Source organism: Streptomyces sp. NBC_00376 (assembly GCF_036077095.1).
Lineage (GTDB): Bacteria > Actinomycetota > Actinomycetes > Streptomycetales > Streptomycetaceae > Streptomyces.
Map to the genome: position 1 here is coordinate 4165521 of NZ_CP107960.1, position 25397 is coordinate 4190917.

The following is a 25397-nucleotide window of genomic DNA, read 5'->3' on the forward strand; positions in this document are numbered from 1 at the left end:
CGCCGGGGTCACGACTGGGAAAACGTGCCGGGGTACGGGGGTGGGACGCAGCCCCCCGTACCCCGGCGTCGCTCAGCTGATCTTCGTGTACTTCTTCCAGCGCGTGTCGGCCAGCTTCCTCGGCGCCGAGAAACCCCCGGTGTGGTTCGCGTTGTAGAGGTACACCGCACCCGCCGGCGTCCGCGCGAGGATGTCCTGCCGCCCGTTGTGGTCCATGTCCCCGCTGCCGACGATCACGTTGTACTTGCCCCAGCCCGAGCCGATCTTCGTACGTGGCGCGAAGCCGCCCTTGCCGTTGCCCCGGTAGAGCCAGAGCACCCCGGCACTGTCCCGCGCCACGACGTCCGCACGCCCGTCGCCCGACAGGTCGCCGCGTCCGGCGATGGCGGTGTAGCTCTTCCAGGTGGTGACCTTCGTACGGCCCGCCAGGGAGCCGTCGCTCTTGCCGCGGTAGAGCCAGATCACGCCCGAGGCGTCCCGGGCGAGGATGTCGGGGAGGCCGTCCCCGCTGAGGTCCCGGGTGGCCACGATCCGGTTGTACTTGGACCAGCCGGTGCCCAGTTTCACCTTCCCGGCCTTGCCGAGATCGCTGTGGCTCAGGGCGCTGGGAATGCGATAGAGCGTGCCGCCCGGCGTACGGGCGAGCAGGTCGCCCTTGCCGTCGCCTCCCAGGTCGCCCAGCTCGGTCATGAAGTCGAACTGGTCGCGCCAGTCGATCATCGAGCCGATGCTGTCGACGTAGCAGTCGCTGAGCCTGCCCTGCTGGTCCGTCGTGCAGAGGTCGATGAGGTCGCCGGGCTCCCGCGCCAGGACCGAGCCGCTGATCCGCTCGTCGAGGTCGACGTCGCGGGTCCAGTCGATGACCGTGGACCGGTAGGAGGAGATCCGGGTGTAGAGCCGTACCCCGCCCGTCACACAACCGGTGGCCCTGGTGGCCGAAATGGCGATGAGCTTGCCGCCGCCGACGAGCGCCCCGCCCGCGTCGCCGAAGCACTGGTCCTCGTCCGCGACGGGCGGCGCGCCCGGGGCCGGAACGGTGCAGAGCGTGCCGCTCGGCAGCGTACGGCCGAGCAGTGCGGCGCAGGACGCCGCCGACTTGAGCACCGCCTGCTCGCTGTGGCGGACCCGCGGGGCGTCCGTCAGATCCAGCCCCGCCCACGAGTAGAACGTCGCCTTGGCGCCCGCCGCGTACAGCGCCGTGTCGGCCGACGAAGCGAGCACCGGCTTGCCGTACGAGGCCGGCGTCGCCCGGATCGCCACCGAGACGGCCCCCCGGCGGGTGGCCGCGTCGTACGTGGGGTGGCTGCGATAGCGCGGATCGCTGCCGCCGCTCGACAGCTGACCGCTCGACAGGTCGTACTCCCACTCCATGTCGGCGTGGCTGCGGCCGGTGAAACAGTCGGGCGTGGCCAGGGTCCGGGTCCTGGACAGCGTGATGCCGGTGCAGGCCCGGTGGGAGCCGTCCGCGTCGTCGGCGTAGTGGAGCGGGATGAGCCACGACGGGACCGTCGTGGCCGCCCGTGCCTGCGGCGCGGAACCCAGCAGCCCGGCGAGCACGGCTCCGGCCGCGGCCAGGGTGGTGAGCGCCCTGCCCGCCCCCGGCACCGCGAACCGGCCCCGCACCGAACGTCCTTCGGTCATCAGAGTCATCAGAAGACCCCCTTGTAGCCCTGCCAGCCGGTGGCGATCTTCGTGCGCGAGCCGAACGATCCCTTGCCGTCGCCGTTGTTGCGGAAGAGGTTGCCCGAGCGGTCCCGCTCGACGATGTCGGCCTTCCCGTCGCCGGTGATGTCGCCCACCCCGACGATGGTGTCGTACGAGGTCCCCCACGCGCCGAAGACCTTCACGCGCTCCTTCAGCTTCCCGGTGGCGGTGCCGTCGTAGCGGTAGAGCGTGCCGTCCTTGTGGTGGGCCAGCACATCGCCGTACCCGTCGCCGTTGAGATCACCGGCGCCCACGACCTTCGAGTAGCCGGTCCAGGACGAGCGGATCTTCACCCCGGCCTTCAGCTTGCCGTGACCGTCATCGGCGAAGAGGTGGACGTCGCTGGTCGACGCCTTGCGCGCGAGCAGGTCGGGCCGGCCGTCACCGGTCAGATCACCGGGCACGGTCAGCACGTTGTACGCGTTCCACCCCGTGCCCAGGGAGGTGTGGCTGCTGCTCGGCGTGTACGGGGAGCCGCACTTCCCGGCGTACCGGCGCAGCTCCCCGCCCGGCATCCGTACGAGCATCTCGGCGCACCGGTCGCTGCCCATGTCCCCGAACGGCACCGCCACCGTGCCCTTGGGCCAGCCGGCGCCGGAGCGCTTCCAGTCGAACTTCCCCCTGCCCTCGGTGTAGTGCAGGGTCAGCTCGCCGACCGAGTTGAGCGTGACCAGCTCGCCGAAGTCGAGGCCGCCCTGGTCGTGGTGGCCCTGGAGGCCGCCGCCGACCGAGATCTTTCCGCCGGTGGTGTAGGTGTCTTCGCCCTCGGTCGCCCTGGCGGTCAGCGTCCAGGTGTGGTTCTCGTTGGACGGATAGCCGCCCGCGTCGGTCCTGCCGTCCCAGGCGACGTCGACCTCGGCACCCGGCCCCCCGGTCAAGGTGCGCACCGTACGACCGTGCGCGTCCTTCACCACGAAGGTCCAGGTCACGGGCCTGTTCAGCTGCCAGGTGCTCTCCCACCTCTGGCCGCCGCTGGTGTTCTTGAGATCGATGTACCCGGCGTTGAGATCCGACTCGATCTTCGCCAGGGGCTGCGCGGGCACCTCGCTCGGCACGATCCGGATCGCCTTGTCCGGGCCGACGTACGCGATGTCGCCGCCGAACTTGTCCACGGCCCAGGTCAGTCGGCGCTGGTCGGTGGTGGTGCCCGCGGGCAGGTCCGCGATCTCCCGGGGCGGTGCGGCCGTCCCGTTGTGGAAGTCGGTGAGCACCAGCTTCCCGGCGGTGCGGTCGTGCCGGACGAGATAGCCGTCGCCGACGAGCGCGTCGCCGGACGGCACGGTGAAGCTCTTCTTCGCCGTACGGTCGTAGACCCCGGCGACGCCGTTCGTGCCGCAGTTCCAGTAGATCCAGCGGCCGACGGTCTGGAGTTCCTTGATCACGCACGGGGCACCGGTGGCGGCGGTGGCGACGACCTTCTTCTGTTCGAGGTCGGTGGCGGTGATCGCTCCGGCGGTGGAACTCGCCGTCCACAGCGCCGATCCCCATACCGAGGCGGCGGTGGCGGAACGGGTCATCCGGACATCCGCGCCGCGGTATTCGCCGACGGCGTCGACGTACTGCTTGCCCGTCGACGCCGCGTTGTAGACGAAATAGCGTCCGGTCGCGTCCACGAACCGGCCGCCGGTCACAGCGGGTTCGCCGAAGCTGTGGAGAGTGCCCGCCGTCAGCCAGATCTGGGCACGCTCCTGGCCGTTCTCGACGAAGAAGCGGCCCACATGGCCGTTGCCGGTGGCGCGCAGCGGTACGCAGGAACCGGCGTCGCACGGCACACGCTGGGCATGCGCACCGTCCGCGTAGGTGTCGGCGTATCCCATCGAGGTGGGAGCGCTCACTGTCGACCCGTCCGCGGCGACCCGCCGGGCGAACACGAACTGCGGTCCGCTCGGGGCGATTTCCACGGTGTTCAGCACTCCACCGGCGAAGTCGATGCCCCAGACCCCACCGGTCTGCACCGGGGTCGGCGTATCCGCCGCGACAGCGCTCTGCACCGAACCGAGACCGGTGGCGGCCACGGTGAGAGCGGCCAGTGCGGCGACACGGCGCCGGGCGCCACGACCGCGTGGAGAAGCAAGGCGAGCCAAAAGGGTCAGTCCTCCCCGAAATACCCGAAGGCATGAAGGGCACAGGTCATCAACGGCGGCCCGCCGCAAAGGAATCACGTAAAGCTCGCAAAGCCCCCCGGCCCCGCCCCTGTGCAAGTGGCCGGATGCTAGCAGCGGTCACCCATGTGAGGGAAGTGAAAAGAAAAGCGGGCCCGCTCGTGAAGAGCGGGCCCGCTTTCCGCAGACCTTTCAGCGGACCTTCAGCAGGTCCTCACCGCGTTACCGCGTTCAGCCGTTGCGCTTCCAGCGCGGCTTGTCGTCGCGGCGGCCGAAGGAACCGGTGTTGGTGCCGGTGCCCCGGTGGTCGTCGCGGCGGCCGGTCGGACGGTCGCCGCCACCGGAGCGGAAGCCACCGGAGGGACGGTCGTCACGACGGTCACGGTTGAACGGACGGTCGCTGCCGCCGGAGCGGAAGCCACCGGAGGGGCGGTCGTCACGACGGTCGCGGTTGAACGACGGACGGTCGTTGTCGCGGCGGTCGAAGGAGCGGCCACCACGGTCGTCACGACGGTCGTTGGAGCGGAAGCCACCCGACGGACGGTCGTCACGACGGTCGCGGTTGAACGACGGACGGTCGTTGTCGCGGCGGTCGAAGGAGCGGCCACCACGGTCGTCACGACGGTCGTTGGAGCGGAAGCCACCCGACGGACGGTCGTCACGACGGTCCCGGTTGAACGACGGACGGTCGTTGTCGCGGCGGAAGCCACCGGACGAACGGTCGTCACGACGCTGGAAGCCACCACGGTCGCCACCGCGGTCGTCCCGGCGGTCGTTGGAGCGGTAGCCACCGCGGTCGCCGCCACGGCTGTCCCGGCGGTCGAAGTTGCCCCGGTCGTCGCGACGGTCGTCACGGGCGGCGGGCTGCTCCGGCACGGAGACGGCGGCCTCGATCGCGGCCTCCGCCTCGGCGGCGACCTCGGCCACGGCGGCCTCGGGGTCGTCGCCCCGCTCGCGGGCGGCACGGGCGACGAGGCGGTCGGCCTCCTCGCGCAGCTCACCGGCGCGGCGCTGGACGCGCTCCAGCTGCTTGGTCAGGTCGGCGACCTCGCGCTCGGCCTGCTTGGCGGCGTTGTTCGCGGAGTCGGCCTGGACCTCGGTCAGCGAACGGGCACCGGTGATCTCGGCGACCTCCGGGTCGAAGGCGCCCGCGCCGCCGACGATGTGGCGCGAGGCGTCGACGCCCGCGTCCTCCATCAGGCGGAAGATCTGACGGCGCTGGTGCGGCAGCGCCAGCGAGACGACGACACCGGACTTGCCGGCGCGGGCGGTACGGCCCGAGCGGTGCAGGTAGTCCTTGTGGTCACCGGCCGGGTCCACGTTCAGCACCAGGTCGATGCCGTCCACGTGGATGCCGCGGGCGGCGACGTCGGTCGCGACGAGCGCGTTGACGTAGCCGTCCTTGAAGTCCGCGAGCACCCGGGTACGGGCGCCCTGCGTCATGCCGCCGTGCAGCGCATCCGCCTTGACGCCCGCCTCGACGAGCTGCTCGGCGATGCGGTCGGCGCCCAGCTGGGTCCGGACGAAGATGATGGTGCGGCCCTTGCGGGCGGCGATGGCGGAGGTGACCGGCGCCTTGTCCTTCGGCTTCACGACGAGGACGTGGTGCGTCATGGTCGTGACGTTGCCCTGGGCGCTGTCGACCTCGTGGCTCACCGGGTTGTCCAGGTAGCGCTTGACCAGCGTGCCGATCTCGTTCTCCATCGTGGCGGAGAAGAGCATGCGCTGACCGCCGACCGGAACCTGGTCGAGCAGCTCGGTGACCTCGGGCAGGAAGCCCAGGTCGGACATCTGGTCGGCCTCGTCGAGGACGGCGACCTGGACGTTCTCCAGGGAGCAGGCGCCCCGGTTGATGATGTCGCGCAGCCGGCCCGGGGTGGCGACGAGGATGTCGACACCGCGCTCCAGCGCGTAGATCTGGTTGCCCATCGACGTACCGCCGCAGACGACCTTCATCTTCAGGCCGAGCACGTCGCCGTACGGCTGAAGCGCGTCCGCGACCTGCATCGCGAGCTCACGGGTCGGGGTGAGGATGACCGCGCGGGGCTTCTTCTTCTCGGTGTGACCGCCGGCCAGCGTGGCCAGGGTCGGCAGACCGAAGGAGAGGGTCTTGCCGGAGCCGGTACGGCCGCGGCCCAGGATGTCCTTGCCGGCCAGGGCGTCCGGGATGGTCGCGGCCTGGATCGGGAAGGGCGCCGTCACACCGTTCTGCGCGAGCTTGCGGACGATGCCCTCGGGCAGGCCCAGGTCGGCGAAGGTGATGGTCGGCTCGGCGTCCGCGTCGGCCTCGGCCTCGGCGGAGTCGATGTCGGCCTGCTCGGCCTGGGGGACGTCGGCCTCGATGGAACCGGCGGACTCGGCGACCACGGCCTCTGCGGCCTCGACGAGCTCGTCGTTCTCGATGTTCTCGGGCATGACGGTGTGGTCAGAACTGGAAATTGACATGCGAAATGCGAAACCTTCCGGAGTCTCGGCACGCGCCCGTAACTCCGTGATTCGCAATTTCGACCGCCTCAATGCGGTCCAGCCACGGCAAGGGAGAGTACGCGCCACACGGCGCGCTTCTGTTTCGGCGCCGGGCAATGGGATCAAACGATCTACTACCATACGCACTCCACCCCACATCGCGCAAACCGGCCCTCTCCCGCCCCCCGCTAGACCGGCCCCACCTGCGGCGATACCTCGGGAGTCCGCAGCGGACGCGACACCCCCGACGCCCCCATCACCTCGTTGCGGAGCTGCGCGGCCGGCGAGGCGGAGGGCTGCGGCGACGCCTCGGAGGGCTCCGGCTCGGGCGGGTCCGGCGGCTCGGGGGTCGCCGGCCCGGACGGCGCGGGCGGATCGGGCTGCTCCGGCACCCCGGGGCCGGACTGCGAGGCGGAGGGCGTCGGCACCGGACCGCCCCGGCCCGGCTCGGCGTCCCCGCCCTGCTCCCCGCCTGGCCGCACGTCACCGGGGGTGGCCGGGGCCCCGGCCGAGCCGCTCGGCTCCGGCGACTCGGCGGCCTCCCGCTCGGAGTGCGCCTCGGCCCGGCCGCCACCGCCACGGACCCTGCCGGTACCCGCCACGGTGCCGCCGTCCGGCCGGGCGGCGCTCCCTGCGTGCTCGGGCGACGGAGAGGGCGACGGTGCCGGTTTCCCCCCGTCGTCGCCGACGCTCATGCAGCCGGTGGACGCGGCGACCGTCGCGGCGACGACGGCCGCCCATCGGACGGGGACGGGCAACTGGCGCACGAGAGGCACCTCCGGGGGGGTACGAAGAGGGGGCGGAGCGGTACGGGAGAAGAGGGGGGCTCCGTGCCCAACTCCCTTTGCCCCACCGGGGACACGCCCCACTCCCGTCCCGCACACCACCCGCACGCCTCCCACGGCGTTTCCGCACGCACACCACCGAGCGGGCTGCGGCTCCGGCGGGGAGCGGTCCGCTCACCCGTAGCCGAGCGCGTGCAGCCTCGCGTCGTCGATACCGAAGTGGTGGGCGATCTCGTGGACGACCGTGATCTCGGTCTCGGCGACGACGTCCTCGCGGGACTCGCACATCCGGAGGGTCGGCCCGCGGTAGATGGTGATCCGGTCCGGCAGCACCCCCGCGTACCACTCGCCGCGATCGGTCAGCGGCGTCCCCTCGTACAGGCCGAGCAGCTCGGGATCCCCCGGGTCGGGCTCGTCCTCGACGAACACCGCGACGTTGTCCATCAGCCGCGTCAGCTCCGGCGGGATCCGGTCCAGCGCCTCGGCGACCAGTTCTTCGAACTCTTCGCGCGTCATCTCCAGCACCCCGCCATTGTCCCGTACCGACGGTCCCGGCGCCCTGGTCCGGACGGCCCGTACGAACGTCTCCGCGACGGAGCGAGCGCCCCTGCCGGGTGCTCGCGTAAACCGTTTTGGCGATAGCCGCCGCCATCCCATATGCTTCTCACGTCCCCGACGCGCTGGAAAGCGCGCAGGTGGGCCCTTAGCCCTCATCGTCTAGTGGCCCAGGACGCCGCCCTTTCAAGGCGGTAGCACGGGTTCGAATCCCGTTGGGGGCACGCTTAACCGTGTGCGAGACTTGTCTCGCACATTAGCTTGGTCCTGTGGAGCAGTTTGGAGTGCTCGCCACCCTGTCAAGGTGGAGGCCGCGGGTTCAAATCCCGTCAGGACCGCTGCAGCCCTTATGAGCTGCGTGGCTGGGTAGCTCAGTTGGTACGAGCGATCGCCTGAAAAGCGATAGGTCGCCGGTTCGATCCCGGCCCCAGCCACCACCCGAAGGCCCCGTCCACCGGACGGGGCCTTCGCCGTGTCAGACCTCTTCCCGGTCCGCCGGGTTCACGCTCTCACGGGCGCGCCACGCCCGTACCGCCAGAACCAGCAGCACCACCGCGACCACGGCCACCAGCGCCATGGCGTCCGGCACGTGCTCGCCGATGCGCTGGGCCCACTGCTCCACGGCGAACGAATCGTCCACGTCCAGCAGTCCGGGCAGCGCCGTCGTCCCGTCGTACGCGAGGAACAGCGCGCCGAGCGCGATGAAGAAGAGCCCCGACAGCAGGGTCGTGGTGTGCAGCTCGAAACGGCCCAGCCGGAAGGCGCGGCCGCGCAGCCAGGCCCGTCGGCCCAGGTCGAAACGTTCCCAGAGCAGTGCGAGCAGGAAGAGCGGGACCGCCATGCCCAGGGCGTAGACCGCGAGCAGCAGCCCGCCGTAGACCGGGCTGCCGCTGACCGCCGCCACGGTCAGGACGCTGCCGAGGATCGGACCCGCGCAGAAGCCGGCCAGTCCGTAGACGGCGCCCAGCGCGTAGACCGATACGGCGGTGGTCGGGCGGATCCGGCCGCTGAGGGCGGCGATCCGGCGCGAGGCGAAGCCCAGGCCGATGATCTGCGCGATGCCGAGCGCGATGATCAGCCAGCCCGCGCCGAGGACCAGCGCGTCGCGGTGGCGGTAGAAGAGCCGTCCGGCGTACGAGCCGGCGGCGCCGAGCGGCACCAGGGTGGTGGCCAGACCGGCGTAGAAGATGCCGGTACGGGCCAGCAGGCGCGAGGCGGAATCGATGGAGTAGGCGAAGAAGGCGGGCAGCAGCAGCGCGCTGCACGGGCTGACCAGGGCGAGCAGCCCGCCGAGGAAGGCCGCGAAGTAGCCGATGTCAGCGGTCACTTCGCATCGTCCCCGGAGTGCTGGGAGCCCTTGCCGGTCTCGGAGTCCTTGCTGCTCTTGGCGTCATCGGTGTTGCGGGCCTGCTCGGCCGCCGCCTCGATGGCCGAGGTGAAGGTCTCCATGGGCTGGGCCCCGGCGATCGGGCGGCCGTTGATCAGGAACGACGGGGTGGACGTCGCGCCGATTCCGTACCCCTGTTCCTGGTCCTTGCCGACGGCGGCGGAGGCGGCGGCGCTGTCCGCGTCGCGGGCGAACCGGTCGAGGTCCGCGACTCCGGCCTGCCGGGCGAGCTCCTTCAGGCGGTCCTTGCCGAACCCCTTCTCCTTGGCCCCCTCGGCGTACGCAGCAGCGTGGAACTGCCAGAAGCGGTCCTGCTGCCCGGCGGCCCAGGCGGCGCGGGCGGCGGCCTCGGACTCGGCGCCGAAGATCGGGAAGTTGCGCCATTCGATGCGCAGGGTGCCGTTGTCCACGTACTTCTTGACCAGCGCGGGTTCGGTGTCGCGGGCGAACTTGCCGCAGTAGCCGCACTTGAAGTCGGCGTACTCGATGAGGACCACGGGTGCGTCGGCGCGGCCCTGCGCGAGTTTGTCACCGGCGTCGCGGCGGGCGAGCTTCGCCAGCTCCGGGTAGACGCCGGCGTCCGGGTCGGCGGTGACATCGGCGACCGAGGAGGAACCGGAACCCGAGTGGTCGGGGGCGGTGGCCTTGTAGGAGACGAAGCCGAGCAGCGCGGCGGCGAGGACGACTCCGGCGCCGTAGATCACCGGCTTTCTGGAAGCGGGCTTGCGTGCGGACGTGGACGGGGACTTGGGCATGCGGAACTCCGTGCTGGTGAGGCGGAAGGGAAGAGGGTTGCCGGGCCGGGCGGGCCGGCTACACCCTCAGCACGGAGAGTTCGACGGGAGTGGGGGCGGCGGGCGGGGGGGTGCGCAGCTTCAGCCGCACGGGTGGGTGGACCGGTCCGTGCCCGGTGGCGGCGGGCAGGCCCCACTCGGCGAGGCCGGGGGCCTGGTCGTACGCGGCACGGGCCCGGCCCGGGAGCGCAGGTGCGTCGTCGGGCTTCCTGGTCCTGCCGCATCCCGGCGTCGGGTGCTGGTCGGAGTCCGTCGCCACCACCGGGGCGTCCGTGTCCGCAGGGCCGTCCGGGCCGACCGTGGTGGCGGTCACGACCATGGCAGCGGGTGAGGCGCCGCCGGTCACCGCAGTCGCCGGTCCGCAGAACAGCCCCAGCATCACCGCGAGCACCGCCGTCAGGCAGCACCACTGCGTACGGGACACGGCGACCGGCCTTTCCGGACAGGGGCAACGGGTGGTCAGCTGCCCGAAATGGTACGTGCTGTGATCCCGCGGCTCCGCGCGGTGCCCGGGTGGTGACCCGGACCGCACGAAATATGTTCGCCGTTCGTCGGGCCCGGGTGAGATCCTGGGCTCCGTATGTCTACTTCCTTCGCTGATCTCCAGACCCGGCTCGGAGAGATCTCGCTCCGCGATGCGCACCGGCTCGGCCGCCGTCTCGAAGGGGCGCGCCGCATCCGTAAGCCCGAGGCCAGGCAGTCCGTGCTCGACGAGATCGCCGCCGAGGCCGCAAAGGCGGCCGAGCGGCTCTCGCTGCGTGCCGCGCGGATGCCCGCCCTGTCGTACCCGGAACAGCTCCCGGTCAGTCAGAAGAAGGACGAGATCCTGGAGGCGATACGCGACCACCAGGTCGTGATCGTCGCCGGGGAGACCGGCTCCGGCAAGACCACGCAGATCCCGAAGATCTGTATGGAGCTGGGGCGCGGTGTCCGGGGCATGATCGGACACACCCAGCCGCGCCGGATCGCGGCCCGTACGGTCGCCGAGCGTGTCGCCGACGAGCTGAAGACCCCGCTGGGCGAGGCGGTCGGCTGGAAGGTCCGCTTCACCGACCAGGTGAACCCCGACGCGACGTTCGTCAAGCTGATGACCGACGGCATCCTGCTCGCCGAGATCCAGACGGACCGCGAACTGCGCGCGTACGACACGATCATCATCGACGAGGCCCACGAGCGGTCGCTGAACATCGACTTCCTGCTCGGCTACCTGGCCAGGCTGCTGCCCAAGCGCCCGGACCTGAAGGTCGTCATCACCTCGGCGACGATCGACCCCGAGCGGTTCGCGCGCCACTTCGGCGAGGCGCCGATCGTCGAGGTCAGCGGGCGTACGTACCCGGTCGAGGTGCGTTATCGGCCCCTCCTGGAGGAGGAGGGCGACGACGCCGACCGCGACCAGATCACCGCGATCTGCGACGCCGTCGACGAGCTCCAGTCGGAGGGCCCCGGCGATGTCCTGGTCTTCCTCTCCGGCGAGCGCGAGATCCGCGACACCGCGGACGCGCTGAACAAGAAGAACCTCCGCCACACCGAGGTGCTCCCCCTCTACGCCCGCCTCTCGCACGCCGAGCAGCACCGCGTCTTCCAGCGCCACACGGGGCGCCGGATCGTCCTGGCGACCAACGTCGCCGAGACCTCGCTGACCGTCCCCGGCATCAAGTACGTGATCGACCCGGGCAACGCCCGGATCTCCCGCTACAGCCACCGCACCAAGGTCCAGCGGCTGCCGATCGAGCGGATCTCGCAGGCCAGCGCCAATCAGCGCAAGGGCCGCTGCGGGCGTACGTCGGACGGCATCTGTATCCGGCTGTACTCCGAGGACGACTTCCTGACCCGTCCGGAGTTCACCGACCCGGAGATCCTGCGTACGAACCTGGCCTCCGTCATCCTCCAGATGACCGCGGCCGGTCTCGGCGACATCGAGAAGTTCCCCTTCATCGACCCGCCGGACCACCGCAACATCCGTGACGGCGTGCAGCTCCTCCAGGAGCTGGGCGCACTGGATCCGGAGGAGAAGGATCCGAAGAAGCGGCTCACCCCGCTGGGGCGCAAGCTCTCCCAGCTGCCCGTCGACCCGCGCCTGGCCCGCATGGTCATCGAGGCCGACCGCAACGGCTGCGTCCGCGAGGTCATGGTCATCGCCTCCGCGCTCTCCATCCAGGACCCGCGCGAGCGGCCCTCGGAGAAGCAGACCCAGGCCGATCAGCAGCACGCCCGCTTCAAGGACGAGACGTCCGACTTCCTGGCGTTCCTGAACCTGTGGCGGTACATCCGCGAGCAGCAGAAGGAACGCGGCTCGTCCAGCTTCCGCCGGATGTGCAAGCAGGAGTACCTGAACTTCCTGCGCATCCGCGAATGGCAGGACATCTACGCGCAGCTGCGTACGGTCGCCAAGCAGATGGGCATGCAGATCGAGGAGCCCTCGGCGGGCACAGACGCCCCCGAGCAGTCGGTGCACACCTCGCTGCTGGCCGGGCTGCTCTCGCACATCGGGCTGAAGGACACCGAGAAGAACGAGTACCTGGGCGCCCGCAGCGCCAAGTTCGCGATCTTCCCCGGTTCGGCGCTCTTCAAGAAGCAGCCTCGGTTCGTGATGTCGGCCGAGCTGGTCGAGACGTCCCGGCTGTGGGCGCGGGTCAACGCCAAGGTCGAGCCGGAGTGGATCGAACCGCTGGCCCAGCACCTGCTGAAGCGCACCTACAGCGAGCCGCACTGGGAGAAGGACCAGGCGGCGGTGATGGCGTACGAGCGGGTCACGCTCTACGGGGTGCCGATCGTCGCCCAGCGCAAGATCAATTTCGGCCGGATCGACGCCGAGACCTCCCGTGATCTGTTCATCCGCAACGCCCTGGTCGAGGGCGACTGGCGGACCCACCACCAGTTCTTCCACGATAACCGCAAGCTCCTCGGCGAGGTCGAGGAGCTGGAGCACCGCGCCCGGCGCCGCGACATCCTCGTGGACGACGAGACGCTCTTCGACTTCTACGACCAGCGGATCCCCGAGCACGTGGTCTCCGGGGCGCACTTCGACTCCTGGTGGAAGCACAAGCGCCGGGACGAGCCGGACGCGCTGGACTTCGAGCGCTCGATGCTCATCAACGAGAAGGCCGGGGCCGTCACCAAGGACGACTACCCGGACTCCTGGCGCCAGGGGAAGCTGAAGTTCAAGGTCACGTACCAGTTCGAGCCCGGCGCGGACGCCGACGGTGTGACCGTCCACATCCCGCTCCAGGTGCTCAACCAGGTCACCGCCGAGGGCTTCGACTGGCAGATCCCCGGCCTGCGGGAGGAAGTGGTCACCGAGCTGATCCGCTCGCTGCCCAAGCCGATCCGCCGGCACTACGTCCCCGCGCCGAACTACGCGGACAAGTTCCTGGACAGGGCGGTACCGCTGCAGGAGCCGCTGCCGGTCACGCTGGCCCGGGAGCTCCAGCGGATGGTCGGCGTCCCGGTCTCGGCCGACGACTTCGACCTGAGCCGCGTCCCGGACCACCTGAAGATCACGTTCCGGATCGTCGACGAGCGGCGCCGCAAGGTGTCCGAGGACAAGGACCTGGAGGCCCTGAAGCTCCAGCTGCGCCCGAAGGCCCGTCAGGCGCTCTCCAAGGCCGCCGCGGCGACCGCGGGGCCCTCGGGCGAGTCCATCGAGCGTTCGGGCCTCACGGACTGGACGATCGGCACGCTGAACCGCGTCTTCGAGACCCGGCGGGCCGGTCAGCCGGTGAAGGCGTATCCGGCGCTGGTGGACCAGGGCGAAACCGTCGCCGTACGGCTCTTCGACACCGAGGCCGAGCAGTTGCAGGCGATGTGGCTGGGCACCCGGAAGCTGATCATGCTGAACGTCCCGGTGAACCCGGCGAAGTTCGCCTCCGACAAGCTGACGAACCAGCAGAAGCTGGCCCTGTCCCGCAATCCGCACGGCTCCATCCAGGCCCTCTTCGAGGACTGCGCGACGGCGGCCGCCGACCGGCTGATCGGCGCGCACGGCGGGCCGGCCTGGGACGAGGAGTCGTTCCGGAAGCTGTACGACAAGGTGCGCACCGACCTCGTCGCCCTGACCGAGCACACGGTCAAGCAGGTCCAGCAGGTGCTGGCCGCCTGGCAGGCCTGCGAGCGGCGCCTGAAGGCCACCAGCAGCCTGGTCCTGGTCAACAACGTCACCGACGCCCGGGACCAGCTCGCGGCCCTGATGCCACCGGGGTTCGTCACGAAGACCGGGCTGCGCAGGCTGCCCGACCTGATGCGCTATCTGGTCGCCGTGGACCGCCGGCTCCAGCAGATGCCGACGGCCGTCCAGCGCGACACCACGCGCATGGAGAAGGTCCACGAGATGCAGGACGAGTACGCCTGGCTGCTCGAACAGATGCCGCAGGGCAGGCCCGTACCGCAGGAGGTCCTGGACATCCGCTGGATGATCGAGGAGCTCCGGGTCAGCTATTTCGCCCACGCGCTGGGGACGGCCTACCCCGTCTCCGACAAGCGGATCGTGAAGGCGATCGACGCGGCGGCGCCGTGAGACGGCCCCGGACGGGCGGCTTCCACAACCGTGACGGAGCCGCCACCCACAGTGAGTTCGACCGCACCCTCTGACCTGCTGTACAGTCTGGTTTCGCAGCCAGCCGCAAGGAAGGCAGCGAAAACCTGGTCCTGTGGAGCAGTTTGGAGTGCTCGCCACCCTGTCAAGGTGGAGGCCGCGGGTTCAAATCCCGTCAGGACCGCAGTAACGAAAGCCCGGATCCTTCTGGATCCGGGCTTTCGCGCGTCTTGACTCGGGCAACCGTCGACGAGTACTCAAACAGCAGAGGCCGCCCCTGATTTCCCGGCGCGGGGCGGCGGTCCACCGGGAGGTGGCGCGCATGACGACGTCCGCCACGCACGAGACCCGCGCGCTCCTGCGCGCCCATCTGGCCGCCTCTTCCGGCCGCCCCCACCTCACCCGCCACTGCGCGGTCTGCCATCGGCTCCTGCGGCTCGCCATGGAGCCCGCGACGGCCCGCCGGACCTATTCCGCCCCCGAACCGCCGGCCCCGCGCACAGAGCGCCTGGAGGGCGCCCCCGGGGCCGAGGACGAAAGTCCCTCGGGCGAGTGACCAATGGCGGGGCTTTTCGCTTCCCGACGGTGGCAGGCTCGTACTTGGCAAGACTCTCGCAGTGTGACGGGAGTCACCGAAAGAGTTTTGAGAAGGGGTGACTTTACACCCTTCCTACAACTGGCGAATTTAATATGTGCAATTGCACCACCCGGACGGGAGTGCCGCGGGACCATGCGAACCGGGCCCGCCCGGCCTCCCCGGGCAGTCCGGAACAGTCCCGCACAGACCCGCTCAAGCCCGCACGGCACCCCGGCCGGACCCGACCGGACGCGCGGTTTCCGGCGCCCCCGAACAAGGGCCCCGCGCGGCCCCGGGGCGGGGTCGCGCGGGCACAAAAAAGATCGCGCTGGACCCGGCGGAGTCCAGCGCGATCGAACGACGCACCCGTATTGCACAGGTATGGCGCCCGTTGGGGCGGGCGCCCGTCATTTGGAGCTATGGGTGGGCCTGTACGGGTTGGGGGACCCGGAAGCCCGGTTGTTCTGCGGCGACAGGGGGTGTGTCAGGCCTCGCTGCGCTGCTGCGGAATACCCGCAAGCAGTGCGCGGACCTCTGCCTCGCGGTACCGGCGATGTCCACCGAGCGTGCGGATGGACGTGAGCTTGCCGGCCTTGGCCCAGCGGGTAACCGTCTTCGGGTCCACGCGGAACATCGTGGCAACCTCAGCCGGGGTCAGCAGCGGCTCGGCATCAGGGGTGCGAGCGGTCATGAGCGGCCTCCTCGGGAGAACCGAACCATCTCGGTTCTTTCCTCTAAATTCTGCACCTTGACCCGCGTTGCCCGAAATGGCGGACGCGGGCCGAGTCGGTTATAGGACGAACGGCTTGTCCTCGGCACTACAACTACACCATCCGTCCAGCCACGTCGGCCAAACCGATGGAATTGCCCTCCCAGGTGTTCATCAGCGACGGAAGCCGATGGACCATGCCATAGCGGACAGTCACTCCGCCGTGACGATCAGTCACAGAGCGATCAGGAGCCATCAGACCCCCCATAGAGTGCAATGCAGAGCATTCCGCCCTTAGTTGGACGGACGGAGCCCTCCCCGGGCTCCTTGTCCTATTTTGGCATGAGGAGTAGGGAAGGGCGCAAGAGCCCAGTTAGTGCTATCCATCACGCTTGAGGCAAAGGCCCGGTTCGGGACGTAGGTCCTAGGACCACAGAAGTACCGTTCCGCCTCTTTGCTCCCACGCGTCACACAGCACACAGGGACAGACGCAGAAACCGCCCGGTCAGTTCGCGAACTGACGATCTCTCACGGCCCGCCAGCGCTCCGCCAGCCGGCCGTACGCCTCGCTCGCCCCCTCCGGGTCACCGGCCTGCAGCGCCGCGATGCCCTCGGCCACGTCGGCGGCCGACCGGTCCCCGGCGAGCTCCTTCGCCGGCAGCGCGTGCACCAGGCCCGCGTAGTCCAGCTCGACCAGCGCCCGGGGATGGAACTCCTCCAGCCAGCGGCCCACGTCCACGAGCCCCTCGGTCAGCGGCCCCTCGTCCACCGAGTCCCGCAGCGCCCTCAGCGCGCGGGCCAGCCGGCGACGGGCCTGCACCATCGGCGTCCGGTAGCGCAGCACGGGCCCCGCACCGTCCTCGCCCGCCGCCGCGTACTCCCGCTCCTCGTCGGAGAAGAGCACGAACCACCGCACCGGCACCTGCCACACCGAAGTACGGATCCACGGCCTGGCGTCCGGATTCCGCTCCGCCCACCGCTCGTGGTCCGCGACCGCCTGCCCCCGCACCACCGGCGGCAGCACCGCGTCGAGCACCGGCCCGGGGAACATCTCCGCCAGCTCCTCCAGCGCCAGCCAGCCGCGCAGCCTGGTCCGCCACGGACAGACGCACACCACCCCGTCGACCTCGGCGACGAAGGCGTCCGCGCTCTCGTGCACAGGCACGGCGACCGGCGGCGTGGCGGCCAAGTCGGCGAGCGAGCGGCGCAGTTCGTCCTGGGCCGTGGGGGTCCGGGTCCGCCCGGCGTACCGGGCCCAGTGGGCACGTTCGGGCTCCGGGAAGGCGGCCAGGGGCTCGTACACCCGGAGGTAGGACGCATAAGGGACGAGCACCGAAGACACCACCGACATGCAGCAGATCGTGTCACGCCCGTACTCCGCAGGGGGGTGATCCTGGGCACGGAAACAGATCTACGTCCAGGTAGGACTTACGCTCTTGCCCAGTCGGACCAGCCATGTCGGCCGGTCCGCGGCCCTCCCCACCTTCAGGAGGGTCTTCGCCGCTTCGTACTTGGGAGTCACCACAGTGACCGATCTGACCGACGGCGTCCTGCACACCCTGTTCCAGTCCGAACAGGGTGGCCACGAGCAAGTCGTGCTCTGCCAGGACCGTGCCAGCGGCCTCAAGGCCGTCATCGCCATCCACTCCACCGCTCTGGGCCCGGCCCTCGGCGGCACCCGCTTCTATCCGTACGCCTCCGAGGAGGAGGCCGTCGCGGACGCACTGAACCTCGCGCGCGGCATGTCCTACAAGAACGCCATGGCCGGTCTCGACCTCGGCGGCGGCAAGGCCGTCATCATCGGCGACCCCGAGCAGATCAAGTCGGAGGAACTGCTGCTGGCCTACGGCCGGTTCGTGGCCTCGCTCGGCGGGCGCTACGTGACCGCCTGCGACGTCGGCACCTACGTCACCGACATGGACGTCATCGCCCGCGAGTGCCGCTGGACCACCGGCCGCTCCCCGGAGAACGGCGGCGCCGGCGACTCCTCCGTCCTCACCGCGTTCGGTGTCTTCCAGGGCATGCGGGCCTCGGCACAGCACCTCTGGGGCGACCCGACGCTGCGTGGCCGAAAAGTGGGGGTCGCCGGCGTCGGCAAGGTCGGGCACCACCTGGTCGAGCATCTGCTCTCGGACGGCGCGGAGGTCGTGATCACGGATGTGCGGGAGGAATCCGTACGCCGGATCACCGAGAAGCACCCCGGCGTCGCCGTCGCCGCGGACACCGAGGCGCTGATCCGTACCGAGGGCCTCGACATCTACGCCCCGTGCGCGCTCGGCGGTGCGCTGAACGACGACAGCGTCGCGGTGCTCACGGCCAAGGTGGTGTGCGGCGCGGCCAACAACCAGCTCGCGCACCCCGGCGTCGAGAAGGACCTCCTGGACCGCGCGATCCTGTACGCACCCGACTACGTGGTGAACGCGGGCGGGGTCATCCAGGTCGCCGACGAGCTGCACGGCTTCGACTTCGACCGGTGCAAGGCCAAGGCGTCGAAGATCTTCGACACCACGCTGGCCATATTCGCACGTGCGAAGGCTGACGGCATTCCGCCGGCCGCCGCGGCCGACCGGATCGCCGAGCAGCGGATGGCCGAAGCGCGCCGCCGCTGACGGTGACGGACGCGTCACCACGCGTCCGTACCGCCCTGTGGTCCCCCCGACCCGTCGACCGGCGAGACAAGACTCACGCCGGTCGGCGGGTCGCGTGCCAAGAAGAGGTTAAAATCGCAGTTGACCAGCGAGGACGGGGCTTCTCGCCGGTCTCCTTCCGGGGCGCGTGATGCGGGCGGCGTACCGTATGGCCGCGGAAGCAGGTACCGTTAAAGCCCTACGGGCACGGTCTCTCATCCGAGGGTCCGTCCTGAAACATGAACGCGTGTCAAGACTCTGGGGCCGTCGAGCCCCGTCACCGAGGGGGTCGAGCCATGGGGCGCGGCCGGGCAAAGGCCAAGCAGACAAAGGTCGCCCGCCAGCTGAAGTACAGCAGCGGCGGGACTGACCTGTCGCGTCTGGCCAATGAGCTGGGCGCATCGCCTTCGAGTCAACCACCGAACGCAGAGCCGTTCGAGGACGACGACGAGGAAGATGACCCGTACGCACAGTACGCGGATCTGTACAACGACGACGAGGACGAGGACGAGGACGACAAGTCCGGTCCGTCGTCACAGCGCCGCGGCGCTTGACCTCGCGCTGACACATCAACCCGGTCCGGGCCCGCCCCGGACCGGGTTCTGTGCTGTCCCGGCCCGGTCCGGCCGCTCACGCGGAATCCGGTTCCCCGAGTCTTCTCCCCGGCCGCCGGAACTGCTGGAGCCCCGGCGACCAGGGAGGTAGCGGCCATCGGGTCGCCCCGGTGTGCCCGCTCCGTGTCTATCGCGCGTATCCGCCGACGAGCTCCGCGCCCGAGGTGTGTGCCCCGCGCTCGGTGATCTCGCCCGCGACCCAGGACTCGATCCCGCGGTCGGCGAGGGTCGTCAGTGCCGCGTCCACGGACTCGGCCGGGACGATCGCGATCATGCCGACGCCCATGTTCAGCGTCTTCTCCAGCTCCAGCTGCTCGACCTGTCCGGCCTTGCCGACCAGGTCGAAGACCGCGCCGGGGGTCCAGGTGGAGCGGTCGACCGTGGCGTGCAGTCCGTCCGGGATGACCCGGGCCAGGTTGTTGGCCAGGCCGCCGCCGGTGACGTGGCTGAAGCCGTGCACCTCGGTGGTACGGGTGAGCGCCAGGCAGTCCAGCGAGTAGATCTTGGTGGGCTCCAGGAGCTCCTCGCCGAGCGTGCGGCCGAACTCCTCGACCTGGCGGTCCAGCGACCAGCCGGCCCGGTCGAAGAACACGTGCCGGACGAGCGAGTACCCGTTGGAGTGAAGACCGGACGACGCCATGGCGATCACGGCGTCCCCCTTACGGATACGGTCCGGGCCCAGCAGCCGGTCGGCCTCGACCACGCCCGTTCCGGCGCCGGCGACGTCGAAGTCGTCCGGGCCGAGGAGCCCGGGGTGCTCGGCCGTCTCGCCGCCGACCAGGGCGCAGCCCGCGAGGACGCAGCCCTCGGCGATGCCCTTCACGATGGCCGCGACACGCTCGGGGTGCACCTTGCCGACGCAGATGTAGTCGGTCATGAAGAGCGGCTCGGCGCCGCAGACGACCAGGTCGTCGACGACCATGCCGACGAGGTCGTGGCCGATGGTGTCGTACACGCCCATCTTGCGGGCGAGGTCGACCTTGGTGCCGACGCCGTCGGTGGCGGAGGCGAGCAGCGGACGCTCGTAGCGCTTGAGGGCCGAGGCGTCGAAGAGTCCGGCGAAGCCGCCGAGGCCGCCGAGGCCCGCGACCTCGGGGCGCTGCGTCTTCTTCACCCACTCCTTCATCAGCTCGACGGCACGGTCGCCGGCCTCGATGTCGACGCCCGCTGCCGCGTAGGAAGCACCTGTTGTCTCAGACATTGCCTGGGATCTTTCGTGTGGAAATACGGGGCTGGTGGCCGGAGGTGTGCGGCTGGGCCGTCACGGACGACGCAGTGCGTCGGCCGCGGCGGTCGCCGCAGGGCCTGCTGCCAGCTCGGTCTCCAGCAGCTGCTTGCCGAGCAGCTCCGGGTCCGGGAGCTCCATGGGGTACTCACCGTCGAAGCAGGCGCGGCACAGGTTGGGCTTGGCGATCGTCGTCGCCTCGACCATGGCGTCGAGCGAGATGTACGCGAGCGAGTCCGCGCCCATCGACGTGGAGATCTCGTCGACCGTCATGCCGTTGGCGATCAGCTCGGCGCGGGTCGCGAAGTCGATGCCGAAGAAGCAGGGCCATTTCACCGGCGGGGACGAGATCCGGATGTGGATCTCGGCGGCACCGGCCTCGCGGAGCATCCGGACCAGTGCGCGCTGGGTGTTGCCGCGGACGATCGAGTCGTCGACGACCACCAGGCGCTTGCCCTTGATGACTTCCTTGAGCGGGTTCAGCTTGAGGCGGATGCCCAGCTGCCGGATGGTCTGGGAGGGCTGGATGAAGGTCCGGCCGACGTAGGCGTTCTTCACCAGTCCGGCGCCGAACGGGATGCCGCTGGCCTCCGCGTAACCGATGGCGGCGGGGGTTCCGGACTCCGGCGTCGCTATGACCAGATCGGCCTCGACCGGGGCCTCGGCGGCCAGCTTGCGGCCCATCTCCACCCGGGAGAGGTAGACGTTGCGCCCCGCGATGTCGGTATCGGGGCGGGCCAGGTAGACGTACTCGAAGACGCAGCCCTTGGGCTTCGCTTCCGCGAACCGCGAGGTGCGCAGGCCGTTCTCGTCGATGGCGACGAGCTCGCCCGGCTCGATCTCGCGTACGAAGCTGGCACCGCAGATGTCGAGGGCGGCGGACTCGGAGGCCACCACCCAGCCGCGCTCCAGCCGGCCGAGGACCAGCGGGCGGATGCCCTGCGGGTCGCGGGCGGCGTAGAGGGTGTGCTCGTCCATGAAGACCAGCGAGAAGGCGCCCTTCACCTCGGGAAGCACCTTGGCGGCGGCCTCCTCGATGGTGAGCGGCTTGCCGTCCTCGTCGGTCTGGCCGGCGAGCAGCGCGGTCACCAGATCGGTGTCGTTCGTCGCGGCGACCTGGGTGGCGCGGCCGTCCTTGCGGGGAAGGGCGGCGACCATCTCGGCGAGCTTGGCCGTATTGACCAGGTTGCCGTTGTGACCCAGGGCGATCGAGCCGTGCGCGGTCGCACGGAACGTCGGCTGCGCGTTCTCCCACACCGAGGCACCGGTGGTGGAGTAGCGGGCATGGCCGACCGCGATATGGCCCTGGAGAGATCCCAGAGACGTTTCGTCGAAGACCTGCGAGACCAGTCCCATGTCCTTGAAGACCAGGATCTGGGACCCGTTGCTCACTGCGATGCCCGCGGACTCCTGTCCACGGTGCTGCAGGGCATACAGTCCGAAATAGGTGAGCTTGGCGACCTCTTCGCCCGGAGCCCAGACACCGAAGACGCCGCAAGCGTCCTGGGGGCCTTTCTCTCCGGGGAGCAGGTCGTGGTTGAGTCGTCCATCACCACGAGGCACACCACCGAGTGTAGGCGAGATCGACCACTGGTCCGAATTCGAGATACCGGGCCGGACCACCGGGGAAGCGTTCCCGGGAACGGTCCGAGGGGGGTTCCGGCCGGTCACGCGGAGTGATCATCCGCGGGGTTCGGTTGAGTACGGATCGGGCCACGGCGCGGCGGTCGCCCGGATCAGCGCCCGGTTACCGTCGAGTTCCGGCCACTCGGGCCACGGGGTCCACCGGGCCGGATGGTGGCGCTCGGTGAGGTGGTCGGCGGTCCGGCGGGAAGCCCGACCGAACGCGCGTTTCGTGGCGAGCCTCACACCGCGATGCCCGGGATGCGGTCTTCTATGCCCACTATGCGACCCTCCGGGCCCACGGGTACGGTCTGCCGGTCCACGAGGTCCGCAGTGCGAGACCGCCGTTGACAGGCGCATGCCCGGTTGGCAGGCTCCAGCACCATGCAGACCCGGCCCCCCGGTGACCGCTCGGTCACACTCGTGGAGCGCCGCCACGTCGATCTGGGACGTGTCGCGAGCGCCATCTGTCGCTGCGCCTGACTCCGCCGGCGCGCTCTCGGCTGCCTCTGGCCTCCGTGTTTCCCCGCTTTCGCGGTGGTTCGACACGGCTTTCACGGCTTTCACCTCTCCGCCGCGCGCCGCCCTGCCCACCTTCGCCGCCGCGCGCGGCCGAGTCCTGCACCGGAGCAGTCATGCCTTCTCGCCATGCGAACAACCAGCCCAGCGGTTCCGATCGTTCTCTGACCAGGCGGGCCTTCGGGACCGCTGTCGGCGCGACCGCCGCCACCGCCGCCGTCGGCCTCCCGGCAGCCGCCCCCGCAGCAGCAGCCGAATCCGTGGCCGGCCGGATACCGGAGCGGCCCTTCCGGGCGGCCCGCGGCAAGCACGCCCGGCGGCCCAACATCCTGTTCATCCTCGGCGACGACCTCGGCTGGGCCGATCTGTCCTCGTACGGGTCGCCGAACATCCACACCCCCGACCTGGACCGGCTCGGGCGCCAGGGCGTGCGGTTCACCGACGCCTACTCCGGGTCCGCCACCTGCTCCCCCACCCGGTTCAGCCTCTACACCGGGCGCTATCCGGGCCGTACGAAGGGCGGGCTCGCCGAGCCCATCGCGGACCGGTCGGTGGGGCTCGAACCCACCCATCCCACGCTCGCCTCGCTGCTGCGCGGCGCCGGGTACGCCACCGCGCTGGTCGGCAAGTGGCACTGCGGCCATCTGCCCGACTACAGCCCCACCAGGTCGGGCTGGGACGAGTTCTTCGGGAACTTCGGCGGGGCGCTGGAGTACTACTCCAAGCTCGGCCTCGGCGGCGAGTACGACCTGTACGAGGGCGACGCCGAATACAAGGACCTGCGCTACTACACCCGGATCCTGACCGAGCGGGCGAGCGAGTACGTACAGCGCGACCACGAGCGGCCGTGGCTGCTCAACCTGAACTTCACCACCCCGCACTGGCCGTGGATCGCGGAGGGCGACACGGCCGAGAGCGCGGAGATCGTCCGCAGGATCAAGGAGGGCGGGCTCGGGGGGCTCTTCCACGCCGACGGCGGCTCGATCGAGAAGTACAAGCAGATGGTGGAGGACCTGGACCGTTCGGTCGGCGAGGTGCTGAAGGCGCTGAAGAGGTCCGGGCAGGAGGAGGACACGCTCGTCTTCTTCGCCAGCGACAACGGCGGCGAGCGCTTCTCGTACCAGTGGCCGCTCTCCGGCAACAAGAGCTCGCTCCAGGAGGGCGGCATCCGGGTTCCGGCGGTGCTGCGCTGGCCCGCCAGGATCGATCCGCACCAGGTGAGCGATCTGCCGGTGTTCTCGCCCGACTGGACGGCGACGCTGCTGGAGCTCGGCGGCGCCCGGCCGGACCCGGCCTATCCGCTGGACGGCGTCAGCCTCGCCGGATATCTGCTGCGGGGCGAGCAGCCCCGGGAGCGCGATCTGTTCTGGCGGGTGCGCGGGGAGCGGGCGCTGCGGCGGGGCGACTGGAAGTACTACCGGGGCAGGAGCGGGAAGGACCAGTTGTTCCACCTCGCCCACGACCAGCGCGAACAGGCCGACCGGGCGGCCGCGGAGCCGGAGTTGCTGGCCGAGCTGCGGGCGTCCTGGGAGCGGACCGACGCCGGACTGCTGCCGTATCCGACGGGGTCCTGAGAGAGACAGCGTGCGGTGGCCGATCCCGTACGCCCTCACCCCATCAGGGGCAGCAGGGCGGCGAGGTCGGCCCGCTCCCCGCTGGCGCCGACCTTCGCCTCGTCGAGCGCCCGCGCCCACTCCGTACGCCCGGTGGCGAGCCGGATCCAGGTGAGCGGATCGGTCTCGACGACGTTGGGCGGCGTACCCCGGGTGTGTTTGGGGCCCGGCACGCACTGGACGACGGCGAACGGCGGGACCCGCACCTCGACCGAGCCGCCCGGCGCCTTCTCCGCGAGGGCGTCGGCGAGCAGCCGGGTGCAGGCGGCGAGTGCCTGCCGGTCGTACGGGATGTCGAGGCCGGCCGCCTCGTTCAGGTCGTCGGTGTGCACGACGAGTTCGACGGTACGGGTGACGAGGAAGTCGGCCAGCCGCATCACCCCGACCCGCGTCGCCACCAGCCGCTCGTCGTCGGCCCCGGGCACCAGCTCCTCGAACCGCCCCGCGACCTCCTCGTACAGCGCCTCCAGGTCGGGGCTGTCCACGGCGAGCGTCCTGGTGTCGTCGGCGATGCCGGCCGCCCGGTCCGCGGTCGCGAGCGGCCACTGGACGAGCGTGAGGCCGGCTTTCGCCGCGGCGGGTTCCGGCAGCTCCAGATGCCGGGTGAGGCCGGAGAGCGCCATGGTCAGGTGTACGGCCAGTTCGCGCACGGTCCAGTCGCCGAGCCGGGTCGGCCGCGCGAGCTGTTCGGGCGTCAGGGTGCGGACGGCTTCCCGGACATGGGCGAACTGGGCGAGCACCGCGGCACGGGTCTTGACCGGGTCGTAGCGGCGGGCACGTTTCTGGGACGGCGGCATGTCCGCGAGCCTAAGGGCTGCCGAGCCGGGCGGGCGGCCTCAGCGCCGGATCGCGAAGTCGCCCAGGCCGCCGGCGAGCAGGGCGAAACCGCGCTCGGCGAGCGCGGCGGCGTCCGCGGCGATCGCGTCCGCCGATTCCCCTGCCAGCAGCCGCTGCTGGTTCGCGTGGATGAGGGCGTTGCGGGTGCCGATCAGCTGGGCGCCCGCGACCCGCGCGATGGCCGGCTCCTCCCCCTCCTCGACCAGCACTTCGGCGAGCAGGTCGAAGGAGCGCATGGAGAACGCGTGGGCCCGGGTGAGCAGCGCCGGGGTCTCCTGGATCAGCCGGCGCACTCCGAGTACCACCGGCAGGTCGCTCATCCCGACCGAGGGATCGCGCCGCTCGACGGCGGCCAGGAACTGTCCGCGCACGGCGGCCAGGGCGGATTCGCCGGGGGCCCGGTCCCGTACCGTGCGCGCGACATCGCCGACGTGCTCCTCCATGGGAGCGAGGACCAAGTCCTCCTTGCCGGCGAAGTAGTTGAAGACGGTCATCTTCGACACCTCGGCCGCCTCCGCGATCTCGGCGACCGAGACCCTGTCGAAGCCGCGCTCGGCGAAGAGTTCGGTGGCCGCGGCCAGCAAGCGGTGCCGCGTCTGGAGCTTCTTGCGCTCGCGCAGGCTCATCCCCTCGGTCATGGCGTCACTGTACCAGGATGAATGTTGATCCCGGATCAATTTTTGACTGGATACATTTTCATGGGCCATGGTGGTGCCCGGCCACAGCGGC

General features: G+C 70.4%; 20 protein-coding genes and 4 tRNA genes. 10 read left to right on the forward strand and 14 right to left on the reverse strand.

Annotation, left to right across the window (positions count from 1 at the left end; genetic code table 11):
• Positions 1–72 precede the first annotated feature (72 nt).
• From OG842_RS18805 to OG842_RS18825, 5 genes are all read right to left on the reverse strand, one after another.
• Entirely contained in the window at positions 73–1650 is a 1578-nt protein-coding gene (locus OG842_RS18805) for an FG-GAP-like repeat-containing protein (RefSeq protein WP_328512389.1), read from the reverse strand.
• Positions 1650–3719, reverse strand: a complete 2070-nt coding sequence (locus OG842_RS18810; RefSeq protein WP_266731050.1) for an FG-GAP-like repeat-containing protein — start codon at positions 3717–3719, stop codon at positions 1650–1652. The genes OG842_RS18805 and OG842_RS18810 overlap by 1 nt, the downstream gene beginning before the upstream one ends.
• Positions 3720–4037: 318 nt before the next feature.
• A complete protein-coding gene (locus OG842_RS18815) occupies positions 4038–6221 on the reverse strand; it encodes a DEAD/DEAH box helicase (protein ID WP_266731052.1) in 2184 nt (727 codons plus the stop codon).
• 239 nt (positions 6222–6460) lie between these two features.
• Entirely contained in the window at positions 6461–7039 is a 579-nt protein-coding gene (locus OG842_RS18820) for a hypothetical protein (RefSeq protein WP_266731054.1), read from the reverse strand.
• Between the two features lie 192 nt (positions 7040–7231).
• A complete protein-coding gene (locus OG842_RS18825; RefSeq protein ID WP_206433537.1) occupies positions 7232–7582 on the reverse strand; it encodes a metallopeptidase family protein in 351 nt (116 codons plus the stop codon).
• A 181-nt stretch (positions 7583–7763) separates the two neighbouring features.
• Between OG842_RS18825 and OG842_RS18830 the strand changes: the two genes are divergently transcribed.
• From OG842_RS18830 to OG842_RS18840, 3 genes are all read left to right on the forward strand, one after another.
• Positions 7764–7836, forward strand: a tRNA-Glu gene (locus OG842_RS18830).
• 39 nt (positions 7837–7875) lie between these two features.
• Positions 7876–7950 (forward strand) — tRNA-Asp (locus tag OG842_RS18835).
• A 22-nt stretch (positions 7951–7972) separates the two neighbouring features.
• A tRNA-Phe gene (locus tag OG842_RS18840) sits at positions 7973–8049 on the forward strand.
• A 38-nt stretch (positions 8050–8087) separates the two neighbouring features.
• Here the strand turns inward: OG842_RS18840 and OG842_RS18845 are convergent.
• Genes OG842_RS18845 through OG842_RS18855 form a run of 3 tightly spaced genes read right to left on the reverse strand, consistent with a single transcriptional unit; the run spans position 8088 to position 10217 of the window.
• Positions 8088–8939 carry a cytochrome c biogenesis CcdA family protein gene (locus OG842_RS18845; protein WP_266731056.1) on the reverse strand — a complete coding sequence of 284 codons (852 nt, stop codon included), beginning with the start codon at positions 8937–8939 and terminating at the stop codon, positions 8088–8090.
• Positions 8936–9754: a DsbA family protein gene (locus OG842_RS18850; protein WP_266731058.1), complete on the reverse strand. Its 819-nt coding sequence runs from the start codon at positions 9752–9754 to the stop codon at positions 8936–8938. Before OG842_RS18850 ends, OG842_RS18845 begins: the two co-directional genes overlap by 4 nt.
• Positions 9755–9812: 58 nt before the next feature.
• Positions 9813–10217 (reverse strand): hypothetical protein, encoded by a 405-nt coding sequence (locus OG842_RS18855; protein ID WP_266731059.1) that lies wholly within the window; start codon positions 10215–10217, stop codon positions 9813–9815.
• A gap of 156 nt (positions 10218–10373) precedes the next feature.
• On the opposite strand from OG842_RS18855, the gene hrpA reads away from it, so the two are divergent.
• From hrpA to OG842_RS18870, 3 genes are all read left to right on the forward strand, one after another.
• On the forward strand, positions 10374–14306 hold the full coding sequence (gene hrpA, locus OG842_RS18860; protein WP_266731061.1) for an ATP-dependent RNA helicase HrpA: 3933 nt from the start codon (positions 10374–10376) through the stop codon (positions 14304–14306).
• A 127-nt stretch (positions 14307–14433) separates the two neighbouring features.
• Positions 14434–14508 (forward strand) — tRNA-Asp (locus tag OG842_RS18865).
• Positions 14509–14646: 138 nt separating this feature from the next.
• Complete coding sequence (locus tag OG842_RS18870; protein ID WP_266731063.1) at positions 14647–14880, forward strand: DUF6274 family protein; 234 nt, start codon at positions 14647–14649, stop codon at positions 14878–14880.
• Positions 14881–15385: 505 nt separating this feature from the next.
• On the opposite strand, the gene bldC is transcribed toward OG842_RS18870, so the two are convergent.
• Positions 15386–15592 carry a developmental transcriptional regulator BldC gene (bldC, locus tag OG842_RS18875; protein ID WP_003949541.1) on the reverse strand — a complete coding sequence of 69 codons (207 nt, stop codon included), beginning with the start codon at positions 15590–15592 and terminating at the stop codon, positions 15386–15388.
• Positions 15593–16115: 523 nt separating this feature from the next.
• Positions 16116–16961 (reverse strand): hypothetical protein, encoded by an 846-nt coding sequence (locus tag OG842_RS18880; protein ID WP_266731065.1) that lies wholly within the window; start codon positions 16959–16961, stop codon positions 16116–16118.
• 175 nt (positions 16962–17136) lie between these two features.
• Between OG842_RS18880 and OG842_RS18885 the strand changes: the two genes are divergently transcribed.
• On the forward strand, positions 17137–18219 hold the full coding sequence (locus OG842_RS18885; protein ID WP_266731067.1) for a Leu/Phe/Val dehydrogenase: 1083 nt from the start codon (positions 17137–17139) through the stop codon (positions 18217–18219).
• Between the two features lie 314 nt (positions 18220–18533).
• Positions 18534–18791 carry a DUF3073 domain-containing protein gene (locus OG842_RS18890; protein ID WP_072488579.1) on the forward strand — a complete coding sequence of 86 codons (258 nt, stop codon included), beginning with the start codon at positions 18534–18536 and terminating at the stop codon, positions 18789–18791.
• A gap of 187 nt (positions 18792–18978) precedes the next feature.
• Here the strand turns inward: OG842_RS18890 and purM are convergent, their stop codons facing one another.
• Positions 18979–20052 carry a phosphoribosylformylglycinamidine cyclo-ligase gene (purM, locus tag OG842_RS18895; protein ID WP_266731068.1) on the reverse strand — a complete coding sequence of 358 codons (1074 nt, stop codon included), beginning with the start codon at positions 20050–20052 and terminating at the stop codon, positions 18979–18981.
• A 60-nt stretch (positions 20053–20112) separates the two neighbouring features.
• Positions 20113–21639 (reverse strand): amidophosphoribosyltransferase, encoded by a 1527-nt coding sequence (gene purF / locus OG842_RS18900; RefSeq protein WP_266731070.1) that lies wholly within the window; start codon positions 21637–21639, stop codon positions 20113–20115.
• Between the two features lie 444 nt (positions 21640–22083).
• On the opposite strand from purF, the gene OG842_RS45235 reads away from it, so the two are divergent.
• Positions 22084–22182, forward strand: a complete 99-nt coding sequence (locus OG842_RS45235; protein WP_353962596.1) for a putative leader peptide — start codon at positions 22084–22086, stop codon at positions 22180–22182.
• A gap of 152 nt (positions 22183–22334) precedes the next feature.
• Positions 22335–23792 carry a sulfatase family protein gene (locus tag OG842_RS18905; protein ID WP_266731072.1) on the forward strand — a complete coding sequence of 486 codons (1458 nt, stop codon included), beginning with the start codon at positions 22335–22337 and terminating at the stop codon, positions 23790–23792.
• Between the two features lie 35 nt (positions 23793–23827).
• Here the strand turns inward: OG842_RS18905 and OG842_RS18910 are convergent, their stop codons facing one another.
• Positions 23828–24628 carry a maleylpyruvate isomerase family mycothiol-dependent enzyme gene (locus tag OG842_RS18910; RefSeq protein ID WP_266731073.1) on the reverse strand — a complete coding sequence of 267 codons (801 nt, stop codon included), beginning with the start codon at positions 24626–24628 and terminating at the stop codon, positions 23828–23830.
• 39 nt (positions 24629–24667) lie between these two features.
• Entirely contained in the window at positions 24668–25306 is a 639-nt protein-coding gene (locus OG842_RS18915) for a TetR/AcrR family transcriptional regulator (protein ID WP_323185755.1), read from the reverse strand.
• Between the last annotated feature and the right edge of the window lie 91 nt (positions 25307–25397).

Bases quoted from the DNA above. Each gene is read 5' to 3' on its own strand.
- OG842_RS18805 (WP_328512389.1), bottom strand. From the start codon at position 1,650: ATGACTCTGATGACCGAAGGACGTTCGGTGCGGGGCCGGTTCGCGGTG.
- OG842_RS18815 (WP_266731052.1), bottom strand. From the start codon at position 6,221: ATGCCCGAGAACATCGAGAACGACGAGCTCGTCGAGGCCGCAGAGGCC.
- OG842_RS18850 (WP_266731058.1), bottom strand. From the start codon at position 9,754: ATGCCCAAGTCCCCGTCCACGTCCGCACGCAAGCCCGCTTCCAGAAAG.
- hrpA (WP_266731061.1), top strand. From the start codon at position 10,374: ATGTCTACTTCCTTCGCTGATCTCCAGACCCGGCTCGGAGAGATCTCG.
- OG842_RS18870 (WP_266731063.1), top strand. From the start codon at position 14,647: ATGACGACGTCCGCCACGCACGAGACCCGCGCGCTCCTGCGCGCCCAT.
- bldC (WP_003949541.1), bottom strand. From the start codon at position 15,592: ATGACCGCTCGCACCCCTGATGCCGAGCCGCTGCTGACCCCGGCTGAG.
- OG842_RS18880 (WP_266731065.1), bottom strand. From the start codon at position 16,961: ATGTCGGTGGTGTCTTCGGTGCTCGTCCCTTATGCGTCCTACCTCCGG.
- OG842_RS18890 (WP_072488579.1), top strand. From the start codon at position 18,534: ATGGGGCGCGGCCGGGCAAAGGCCAAGCAGACAAAGGTCGCCCGCCAG.
- purM (WP_266731068.1), bottom strand. From the start codon at position 20,052: ATGTCTGAGACAACAGGTGCTTCCTACGCGGCAGCGGGCGTCGACATC.
- OG842_RS45235 (WP_353962596.1), top strand. From the start codon at position 22,084: ATGCAGACCCGGCCCCCCGGTGACCGCTCGGTCACACTCGTGGAGCGC.
- OG842_RS18905 (WP_266731072.1), top strand. From the start codon at position 22,335: ATGCCTTCTCGCCATGCGAACAACCAGCCCAGCGGTTCCGATCGTTCT.
- OG842_RS18910 (WP_266731073.1), bottom strand. From the start codon at position 24,628: ATGCCGCCGTCCCAGAAACGTGCCCGCCGCTACGACCCGGTCAAGACC.
- OG842_RS18915 (WP_323185755.1), bottom strand. From the start codon at position 25,306: ATGACCGAGGGGATGAGCCTGCGCGAGCGCAAGAAGCTCCAGACGCGG.